Genomic DNA, 8,991 nt, shown 5'->3' with positions numbered 1-8,991 from the left:
GGGTGGAGAAGAGGCGGCGCAGGCGTTGACCACGGCGCAGGTGACGGTGATTACCGAGGAAGGCACGCCGAGCGAGAAGATGGAGACGTTTGTGGTGCCGATGCGGGCGGTGGGGGAGTTGACGTTGGTGAAGTCGTTCAGTTATCCGTGAGGGTGATTGGGCAGCAGGTGGCTGCCCAATTCCTTTCATTTGCTCAGGTCGCTAATTCAGGCCGAAAACTGCTCGAAGTCAGGCGCCTGAGTGCAATATCAAGTGCCTGATCATCGAACAGTTTGCTCTTGCGAGCCGCAGCGCCGGCCCCACCGTCCCACTGCTTCAATGCTTCGCGCACCGCAGGGACGGTCGCTGATACCCCTTCTTGGCTCAACAGCCAATCCACCGTTGCCAATAACTCCATGCCGAATGGCGATTCAAAACCATCAATCAGTTGGGCCGTGCGCTCCAAGGCTTGCGAGTATTTCTTGGCCTCGGTCTTGAGATACGTCTGCAAAAACGCTTTGCGCTCTTGATCAAACCAGATTACATCGCCAATGCCAGCGTCACTGATGCGTTTGTCACAGTGCAGATAACTGCCATCGAGGTTATCGAGCAGATGTTCCAGCCGGTTGGCGTATGGCCCATATTTGTGCACGACAAACTTCAGATTCAGAGGGTTCTCGGTATCCGGCAACTGCTCGATTGCGCGCTCAAGAAACCAGGCCAGTTTCTGAATCTCGAGCAGGCTGCATTCCATGCCCAGAACCCAATAGCGCCGCATCAGTTCGGCAATCAGCGCGCGTGCCGGAGTGAGTTGCTCGACTCCGTTGCGTTTAGCGACATTCAGGTATTGATCGGAGGGTTCGAACACCAATACATCCACATCCAGATCGTCCAGTACCTCAACAATTTGCTCACGCACTTCAGGCCACTTCAACCCACCATTACCCGCACCTAGCGGCGGGACGGCGACGGATTTCACATCGTTTTCTATCAAGAAACGACGCAGATCATGCAGTCCCTCGGTTATCCACGCCATTTGCGACGGAGAGCGCCAATGACGTTTTGTAGGGAAGTTCACGATCCAGCGTGGGCCATCGAGTTCATTGGTGGCAGTCACGTGCATCTTGCCGGTTTCCACTTCACCAGCCTTGCACGCGGCTGCATACAGTCGGTAATTCTGCGCAAAGCGTTCTTTGAACATCAACGCGATGCCTTTACCCATCACACCCACGGTGTTCACCGTGTTGACGAGGGTTTTGGTCTTCGCTTCCAACAGGTTGCCTTGGGTGAATCTGATCATTGGAAATACCATTTGGGGTGCGCATGGACAGGTGAAGTCAAGCCTCTGGCGGCGACGTCTTGTTCTATGCGTGCTCTGGGGGCGATATCGTGTGTCGTTTAGAAACGTCAGAGCGGATCCGGGTTTACGGTGAACTGAAACCTGTGGCACAGTCAGAATCCGGAAAAGTGGTACGTAGCGTCACGGTATCTGGCACTCACAGAAACTAACCGGTTATATAGAGCATTTTAAAAGGAAGTTAACTTATGAAAGTTGAAAGCCTTCGCTACTATTTGGCTCTGATTTTTTTGGTTCTTGGGTGCTCAATTCCTGTCACGGGAATCGCAGTTTGGGTTGTGACTGAGATAATGCAAGTTGCAGTCAGTCATCTAAATGTATTGTATATTGCTGTTTATATTGTCGTGGCTTGTATTGGATTTTATGTATATGGTAAAAGGCTTCGGAGCATTATATAGAACTAGTTCTGGTTGTTGTCTTGAGTCTTTTTTAAGTATTCCGAGTGTAGTGAGTCAATTGTTAGTGCATCGATGAGCCCTTCGAAAAACATCGCCAGGCTACTCGTTTGTCTGTGTGCTTTTTCATAGTTGATTGAGTCGCGCACAAATAGCTGTGTGGTTTCGGATTTTCTCACTGAGCGCAACAAGCCGAAACCGGATAAAAGAAAGTCTGTAGTGTAGTAGGCCATATTGCCTCTATGCTCACCTCTAAAAATTGCTTGGTAGGCGGCCCTGGTTGGCCCGGTTATACTTTCGTCCTCAGGTCCATTGTGTATGTTCCCTATGCCTTCATATATATTGTTTACACCATGTCCCGCTATAAGCGTGCCAGGTATCACGGCTAGACCGCCAGAAGAGGCTGAAATAGCCACTCCAACCTCAACCTGCATAACACCTGCCGCCACTCCAATTCCGTTTCTTGCATAAAACCATGTCGTATGTATTAGCCCGTCATACTCTGCCCTCAGCTCCTGAACCCCATCCCACGCAGTAATTATGCCCTCGTTAACATCCCGGATTATTTCATTTACGTAGTTGGCAATAAATGAGCTGAATTGCACCTGAGCCAAGCTATCAGACAGGTATGTACCGCTAGCCGTACAGCCTAAGGACATCAGATCCGAGGCTGCTTTCGTAACATCGTGAATATCGCACTGTTGGTCACTCATACTGCGTTAGTCCACGTACTGTGTGAACTGGTGCCAGTCTGAACATGCGACCAGGTAATAGCGCGATAACGGATAGCGACGATTTCGTGGGGTTGACCGTCTGACATATGGATGGCATGGGGAACTTGAATGTTCATGTGCGCAATCTGTGCCCCGGACAGTCGTACTGTAAAGTATTTTTCCTGACTCCCTATTGGAGACGTTCGATAAAGATCAGCGACGCATTCGACTTCCTCACCGTCATGCAATGCGCTGGCAATGAGTGGCGAAAATTTATCAATGTTTTTTGTGATAACAATGGGCATGTGCTGCCCGCGACCGCCTGTTACCGTTCCATCGCTACCGGCAACCATGTTATGGGAGTAAGCCAGTACCATGATTTCATCAAAGTGACCAAGCTGACATTTGTTTTCGATAGAGTCCAGGATAGAACAGCCCGACGAGATCAAACCTTGCTTTTTTCCAGTAATCGACATGTATCCGTGATTAGCCATGTGCAACCCTCCTTTGATTGGCTAATTACTCTATTACTAACGCAAGCAGGTTGGCTGTAGGTCGTTTCCGAAATTTGCTCGATCAATAATCTTGCGGCTCATTTATTCCCTTCATACTCAGTCGCGGTGCCTCGTAGCCACCTTTGGCACTGCTCGAAAGGCCGGCACGTTTGAGTCGATCGTGTGCCCACCCTGATCGGTTTTTGTCGGTGGCCTGGCCACTGGCGATCAGTTCATCTCGCTGGGATTCGGTCAGTTGCAGCGTTTTGGCCGCTGTTTCGTGGGCATCCCGAGCGATAGCTCCCTCGGGTTTAGTAACGAGAAAACGCAGAATCGGTTCGATGAATTGGTCGTAGGTTGGAACGGACACGTGCGCATCTTGTGCTGGAGGTTTTTTACAGACTGGAGCGAGTATAAATTAACGCTCACTGAGGACGCCTTGGAGAGCGAGCGTTGAAGTCTTGAAAGCGTAAGGTGTCGTTTCTCGGCGCTTGCGCATGCGGATGCTGGCCGGAGTACTTTCCTGCAGGCATTAAAAAGCCGGCTTGTGGCCGGCTTCTCGGGGACTGGCTTGGCTTATTTTTGGTAAACCGCGCCAGCCTTCAAAACGTACACCCGGATCTGCGTCCGGCTGTGGGACTTGGTCAGACGTTGGTCTGCCGCGTCAGGCGTCATCTGGGCCGCGGGAGCGGGTCGATGCGCAAATGTGGGGCGCAGGATACTGAGTTTTGCTTGGGATTCCCAGCCTGAAGTGCGGGTTAGAGCGACCGCAGTCGAACAAATTCGAGATTTGTACCGATTATCAGGGCCTCATCGCGAGCAGGCTCACTCCTACAGGGGGCTTTGCAGGCCGTGAGATCAGAGAAACGGCACCACCGGCCGGCGTTTGCTCAGGGTCGACCACCAGAACACCCAGCCCAGTATGTGAATCCGTTGCTCTTCGATCTGTGCGGGGTGGAAGACTTCGTCCGGGTATTCGGCGCTGTTGTGGCTGCGCAGGCGCAGGCCGTTGCCGGGCATGCGGTGCAGGTATTTGATGCGCAGCATGCCGTCGTGTTCGATGGCGTAGATCTCGCCGTCAACCACTTGGGTCAGACCGCGGTCGATGGCGACGACGGAGCCGTCTTCGATGCGGTCGGCCATGCTGTTGCCGATCATGTGCGCGCAGATGGCGTCCGCGTGACGGATGTCCAGGTTGTCGAGGTGTGCACGCAGCAGGCGGATAGTCTGGTCCGGGTCCTGGATTACGTGGGTTTTGCCGGAACCGTTGGTGAGCGGGGTTTCCTTGAAGAAGGTCAGGTCGATGTCATTGGGGTCGACGACCGTGTAGACGCCGCGGATGGCGTGGGCATCGAAGGTGTCGCCGTTGCTGGCGGGCGGCGTCAGGCCAGGCGACTCCTTGGGGCCTTCGCCGGTTTTCAGCCATTCGCTGTTGACGGACAGCAGGCGTGAGACTTCTTCCATGCGATACGCCGGGACGCCCCGGGTGTACCAGTTGTGGACATTTTGGGCTTCCGTGCCCCAGAACTTTGCGAATCCCGTGGTGGTGATGTTCGCTGCTTCCAGGAGTGCCTTGAATCGTGGACCGCTAGTGTTCTTTCTCATAAACACGGAGTCTACGGCCGTGCCAGAGCGGTTTGAATAAACCGGTCGTTCAAAAACGGGCTGAATTTTGCGACGGGATGTAAGACGTTAATGTGGGAAATTAAACAAGTTAAAACCGTGCTGCTCGGGATTTAAACGAAACGTTTAAGTGGATACTTTTCGCTTACAAAAAACCCCGGATCAACCGGGGTTTTCGTCAAGCATCACGCAGGGTGCAGGTGCTTAGCCTTTGTAGGCAGCAACCGACTTGGTGATCGCGTCGCGAGCGGCGTCAGCGCCAGCCCAGCCTTCGATCTTGACCCATTTGCCTTTTTCGAGATCTTTGTAGTTCGCGAAGAAGTGCTCGATCTGCTGGATCAGCAGTGGCGGCAGGTCGGTGTATTCCTTCACATCGACGTACAGCTGGGACAGCTTGTCGTGTGGGACTGCGATGACTTTGGCATCGCCGCCGCCGTCGTCGGTCATGTTCAGGACGCCGACTGGACGCGCGCGGATCACCGAGCCTGGTGCAACCGGGTAAGGGGTCACAACCAGCACGTCGAGGGGGTCACCGTCGTCAGCCAGGGTGTTCGGGATGAAACCGTAGTTGGCCGGGTAGAACATTGGGGTGGCCATGAAACGGTCAACGAACAGGCAATCGCTGTCTTTGTCGATTTCGTATTTGATCGGCGCGTGGTTGGCCGGGATCTCGATCGCGACGTAGATGTCGTTTGGCAGGTCTTTGCCAGCCGGAATCTTGCTGTAGCTCATTGGGCGTTGCCCCCGTAGTTGACCAAAAACACTTGGCCGGATTGACCAAAAAGTGGCGGCGATTATAGGCATATTCTGCCGGCGACGCCATGTACCGAAAGTCGTGCAGACCTTAGTCGTGCGCCTGATAGACCGGGTCTGTGGCCTGAAGTTGCCGCAACCGGCTCAACGGATCCTGCCGGTAGAAAAGCTTCAGTTGCAAGTAGACCTGTGGATAAGCCTCATGAAGCAGATCCGGGGCACTGAAGAAGTATTCGCTGGTGACCGCGAAGAACTCGGCGGGGTTCTCGGCGGCGTACGGGTCGATGGCGGTTTCGGTGTCAGGATCGTGGTCGAGCTGGCGGTTGAGATCGTCGTAGGCGTGTTGCATGACCTCGGCCCAATCGCTGACGCGCATGTCGGCGTGCAGCGGCGGCAGGCCGTTGGCGTCGCCATTGAGCATGTCGAGCTTGTGCGCCAGTTCATGGATCACCAGGTTGTAGCCTTCCCAGCCACCACTGGCCATCACCCCGGGCCAGGCCAGGATGATCGGCCCCTGTTGCCAGGCTTCGCCGCTGTGTTCGCCATCCCACTCATGCTCGACGCCGCTGGCATCGCGATGACGTTGCGGGCTGAGGAAGTCGTCGGGATACAGAACGATCTCGTGAAATCCCTGATACCAGTTCAAGTCACCGAGATGCAGCAGTGGCAATTGTGCCTGGGCGGCGAGCAGCAGACGTTGTTCCTGATGCAATTCGACGCCGGGCAGGGCGCTCAGGTGTTTGTCTTCGAGGAATAACACGCAGGCTTCACGCAGCCACTGATCTTCGGCGGCGCTGATACCGTCCAGAAAACTCAGATGCTGGCGCACCCGTTGCCATAGCTCGTCGGCAATCGGGTGCCTGGCCAGAATGCGCCGGCGTCGCCAGGCGCTCAGTGACCACATGGCTCAGCGGATTTCGGCTTTGGCACCGCCGAAACGGCTGCGTACGACACCGATGATCATCGGTACCAGCGACAGCAGGATGATGCCCACGACCAGCAGCGACAGGTTCTTCTTGATGAACGGTACGTTGCCGAAGAAGTAACCCAGGGTCACCAGACCGCCCACCCAGAGGATGGTGCCGAATACGCTGAAGCCGAAGAAACGCGGGTAGGGCATTTTCCCCACGCCGGCGACGAACGGCGCGAACGTGCGGATGATCGGCAGGAAACGTGCCAGGGTCACGGTCTTGCCGCCGTGCTTGTCATAGAAGTCGTGGGTTTGCTTCAAGTAGTCGCGGCGGAAGATTTTCGAGTTCGGGTTGCTGAACAGCTTCTCGCCGGCCGTTCGTCCAATCACGTAGTTGGTGCTGTCGCCCAGAATCGCCGCCAGCATCAGCAGGCCGCCCAGCAGGACCGGATCCATGCCACCGCCCGCCGCGACGGCACCGGCGATGAACAACAGCGAGTCGCCCGGCAGGAACGGCGTGACCACCAGACCGGTTTCACAGAAGATCACGGCAAACAGAATCGCGTAGATCCACGGCCCGTAGTTGGTCACCAGCAAATCGAGGTAGACGTCGAGATGCAGGATAAGGTCGAGCGGGTTGAAATCCATGGGGCACCTGTGGTGATGGCCCGACTCTGCAGGCCTGTGCGGATGATTTGGGTGTAAGCCTACAGCGGGGTGTAGTTTTTCTTACAAGCCGGAAAGCTCGGGATTATACGGTCTGAGAGGTGAAAAGCGCGTTGGTTTTGTAGCGGGGGATGTCGGGGTGTGAACAATTGTCAGGCTGGCATTGATTGTGGCGAGGGAGCTTGCGCCCGCTGGGGGAGCAGCACTCCCAGGCTTTGATTTGCCTGACACGTTGAGTTGACTGAGACAGGGCTGCTTGGCAGCCCGGAGGGAGCAGGCTCCCTCGCCACAACATGCCTTCGATCAACGTGAGCGTCTGAGCCCTAGAGCTCGTCGCTGATCGGCAACACGTAGTTCTTGAACTCGGTGTCTTCCTTGAACCCGATGGATTCGTAGGTTTTCTGCGCCACTTCGTTGTTGCTGCTGGTGGAGACACGCATGCGCACGGCCTGGGTTTCCTTGGCCATTTTCTTTGCGGTGCGGATCAGGTTGTCGGCCACTAGCTGGCGGCGGGCATCTTCGGCGACATAGATGTCGTTAAGGATCCACACGCGCTTGAGCGACAGCGAAGAGAAACTCGGATAGAGCTGGCAGAAGCCCATCAGCTTCTTGTCATCATCGTCGGCCAGGGCCAGGTAAATCACCGACTCCTTGCGGCGCAGACGCTTTTCGAGGAACGCCCGGGAGGAATCCGGGTAAGGCAGGGAACCGTAGAACTCGCGATATTTGACGAACAACGGGGTCAACAAATCCAGATGTTCGAGGGTCGCTTGAATAATCCGCATGATAGGTCTCGTCTTCAAGTGGCTGTCTTCAACTGCTCTGACGGCGATGGGAAACCCTGCGGCCGTGCAGCGATCCTGCCTGAAAGCAGCGCAGAAAGGCAATGCGGAAACGGTTCAGGTTATGGGCGGGCTCAGTAGGAAATTTCCCTTCATGTCCGCACCTGTGTCCGACTCCAGCGTCTGCACCTGTGCTTCGTCCTTCAGGTTCACGCCCGACAGTTGTCGCCGACAGGCCTCGCGCATCAGATACAGCAAGCGATGCGCTGCCATGCCGTAACTCAAGCCTTCCAGCCGTACGTTGGAAATGCAGTTACGGTAGGCATCGGTCAGCCCGACCTTTGGATTGTAGGTGAAATATAACCCCAGGCTGTCCGGTGAACTGAGGCCGGGACGCTCTCCGATCAGCATCACGACCATTTTTGCCCCGAGCAACTGGCCGATTTCATCACCAACGGCAACCCGACCCTGTTCCACCAGCACCACGGGGGCTGCCGACCAGCCGTCGGCGCTCATCTGCTCCTCCAGTCGCGTCAGAAATGGCAGGGTATGCCGATGTACCGCCAGCGCCGACAGACCGTCCGCCACCACAATCACCAGATCGACGCCGCCCGGATGCGCTTGCGCATGGTCACGCAGGCGTTGCGCCGAGTCTTCGCTGAGCTTGCGCCCCAGATCCGGGCGTTGCAGGTAGCTGTTGCGATCCGTTGCCGCGCTATGCAGCAACAGGCTCTCGCGCCCGCGTTCGCTCAGTTGCGCGCTCAGCCCGGGATGATCGAACGGCAGATGCACCGCATCCCGCGCCTGGGCGTGGGCGAACTGGAAATCCAGTTGGGCGCTGGTCGGCAGGCTGGTGCCGGTGCGGCCGAGGGCGATACGCGCCGGGGTCAGGCGGCGCAGTTCCAGCCAGGGGTTTTGCGGGTCGACAGGCGGTTTTTCCATAACACTCATCCCAGTTGCGCCAGCGCCTGGCGGAAGGCCGGCGGCAGGTTGTTGCCAAAGCGGACCTTGCCGTCCGCCTGGGTGAAGATGCCCATGTTCGCCAGCCATTGCTCGAACTCCGGCGCCGGTTTCAGGCCCAGGGTCTGGCGCGCGTAGAGCGCGTCGTGAAACGAAGTGGTCTGGTAGTTGAGCATGATGTCGTCGGAGCCGGGGATGCCCATGATGAAGTTGATCCCGGCTACACCGAGCAACGTCAGCAGGGTGTCCATGTCATCCTGGTCGGCTTCGGCATGGTTGGTGTAGCAGATGTCGCAGCCCATCGGCACGCCGAGCAACTTGCCGCAGAAGTGGTCTTCGAGGCCGGCGCGGATGATTT

12 protein-coding genes and 1 pseudogene are annotated in these 8,991 nt (G+C 56.2%); 1 reads left to right on the top strand and 12 read right to left on the bottom strand.

Features of this window, described 5'->3' with window-relative positions; all coding sequences use genetic code 11:
* Nucleotides 1-151, top strand: a 151-nt coding sequence (locus tag DBR24_RS05860; RefSeq protein ID WP_128614179.1) for a DUF2135 domain-containing protein, incomplete at its 5' end; no start/stop codon positions are given.
* Between the two features lie 43 nt (nt 152-194).
* Here DBR24_RS05860 and DBR24_RS05855 read toward each other — a convergent pair.
* The 12 genes and pseudogenes from DBR24_RS05855 to eutB all read right to left on the bottom strand — a co-directional run.
* Entirely contained in the window at nt 195-1,280 is a 1,086-nt protein-coding gene (locus tag DBR24_RS05855) for a macro domain-containing protein (protein ID WP_128614178.1), read from the bottom strand.
* Nucleotides 1,277-1,363: pseudogene (locus tag DBR24_RS31575) on the bottom strand (DUF4433 domain-containing protein); the annotation flags it as partial. The pseudogene DBR24_RS31575 and the gene DBR24_RS05855, both read right to left, overlap by 4 nt.
* Before the next feature lie 374 nt (nt 1,364-1,737).
* Nucleotides 1,738-2,445, bottom strand: a complete 708-nt coding sequence (locus DBR24_RS05845; protein ID WP_128614177.1) for a DUF4225 domain-containing protein — start codon at nt 2,443-2,445, stop codon at nt 1,738-1,740.
* Entirely contained in the window at nt 2,442-2,939 is a 498-nt protein-coding gene (locus DBR24_RS05840; protein ID WP_128614176.1) for an Hcp family type VI secretion system effector, read from the bottom strand. Before DBR24_RS05840 ends, DBR24_RS05845 begins: the two co-directional genes overlap by 4 nt.
* Before the next feature lie 82 nt (nt 2,940-3,021).
* On the bottom strand, nt 3,022-3,309 hold the full coding sequence (locus DBR24_RS05835) for a winged helix-turn-helix domain-containing protein (protein ID WP_128614175.1): 288 nt from the start codon (nt 3,307-3,309) through the stop codon (nt 3,022-3,024).
* 488 nt (nt 3,310-3,797) lie between these two features.
* Complete coding sequence (locus tag DBR24_RS05830) at nt 3,798-4,544, bottom strand: helix-turn-helix transcriptional regulator (RefSeq protein ID WP_123463785.1); 747 nt, start codon at nt 4,542-4,544, stop codon at nt 3,798-3,800.
* Nucleotides 4,545-4,766: 222 nt separating this feature from the next.
* Nucleotides 4,767-5,294, bottom strand: a complete 528-nt coding sequence (gene ppa, locus DBR24_RS05825; RefSeq protein ID WP_095188472.1) for an inorganic diphosphatase — start codon at nt 5,292-5,294, stop codon at nt 4,767-4,769.
* A 112-nt stretch (nt 5,295-5,406) separates the two neighbouring features.
* Complete coding sequence (locus DBR24_RS05820) at nt 5,407-6,219, bottom strand: zinc-dependent peptidase (protein ID WP_128614174.1); 813 nt, start codon at nt 6,217-6,219, stop codon at nt 5,407-5,409.
* 3 nt (nt 6,220-6,222) lie between these two features.
* Nucleotides 6,223-6,873 carry a DedA family protein gene (locus DBR24_RS05815; protein ID WP_128614173.1) on the bottom strand — a complete coding sequence of 217 codons (651 nt, stop codon included), beginning with the start codon at nt 6,871-6,873 and terminating at the stop codon, nt 6,223-6,225.
* A 341-nt stretch (nt 6,874-7,214) separates the two neighbouring features.
* Nucleotides 7,215-7,676 (bottom strand): N-acetyltransferase, encoded by a 462-nt coding sequence (locus DBR24_RS05810; RefSeq protein ID WP_003228592.1) that lies wholly within the window; start codon nt 7,674-7,676, stop codon nt 7,215-7,217.
* A 114-nt stretch (nt 7,677-7,790) separates the two neighbouring features.
* Entirely contained in the window at nt 7,791-8,615 is an 825-nt protein-coding gene (eutC, locus tag DBR24_RS05805; RefSeq protein ID WP_128614172.1) for an ethanolamine ammonia-lyase subunit EutC, read from the bottom strand.
* Between the two features lie 5 nt (nt 8,616-8,620).
* A partial coding sequence (gene eutB, locus DBR24_RS31570; protein WP_256591291.1) for an ethanolamine ammonia-lyase subunit EutB occupies nt 8,621-8,991 on the bottom strand: 371 nt, incomplete at its 5' end.

This window comes from Pseudomonas sp. HMWF006 (genome assembly GCF_003061205.1).
GTDB classification, from domain to species: Bacteria; Pseudomonadota; Gammaproteobacteria; order Pseudomonadales; family Pseudomonadaceae; genus Aquipseudomonas; species Aquipseudomonas monsensis.
This window is presented reverse-complemented; position numbering and strand designations above follow the sequence as displayed.

Bases quoted from the DNA above. Each gene is read 5' to 3' on its own strand.
- DBR24_RS05810 (WP_003228592.1), bottom strand. From the start codon at position 7,676: ATGCGGATTATTCAAGCGACCCTCGAACATCTGGATTTGTTGACCCCG.
- ppa (WP_095188472.1), bottom strand. From the start codon at position 5,294: ATGAGCTACAGCAAGATTCCGGCTGGCAAAGACCTGCCAAACGACATC.
- DBR24_RS05845 (WP_128614177.1), bottom strand. From the start codon at position 2,445: ATGAGTGACCAACAGTGCGATATTCACGATGTTACGAAAGCAGCCTCG.
- DBR24_RS05820 (WP_128614174.1), bottom strand. From the start codon at position 6,219: ATGTGGTCACTGAGCGCCTGGCGACGCCGGCGCATTCTGGCCAGGCAC.
- DBR24_RS05815 (WP_128614173.1), bottom strand. From the start codon at position 6,873: ATGGATTTCAACCCGCTCGACCTTATCCTGCATCTCGACGTCTACCTC.
- DBR24_RS05855 (WP_128614178.1), bottom strand. From the start codon at position 1,280: ATGATCAGATTCACCCAAGGCAACCTGTTGGAAGCGAAGACCAAAACC.
- eutC (WP_128614172.1), bottom strand. From the start codon at position 8,615: ATGGAAAAACCGCCTGTCGACCCGCAAAACCCCTGGCTGGAACTGCGC.
- DBR24_RS05830 (WP_123463785.1), bottom strand. From the start codon at position 4,544: ATGAGAAAGAACACTAGCGGTCCACGATTCAAGGCACTCCTGGAAGCA.
- DBR24_RS05840 (WP_128614176.1), bottom strand. From the start codon at position 2,939: ATGGCTAATCACGGATACATGTCGATTACTGGAAAAAAGCAAGGTTTG.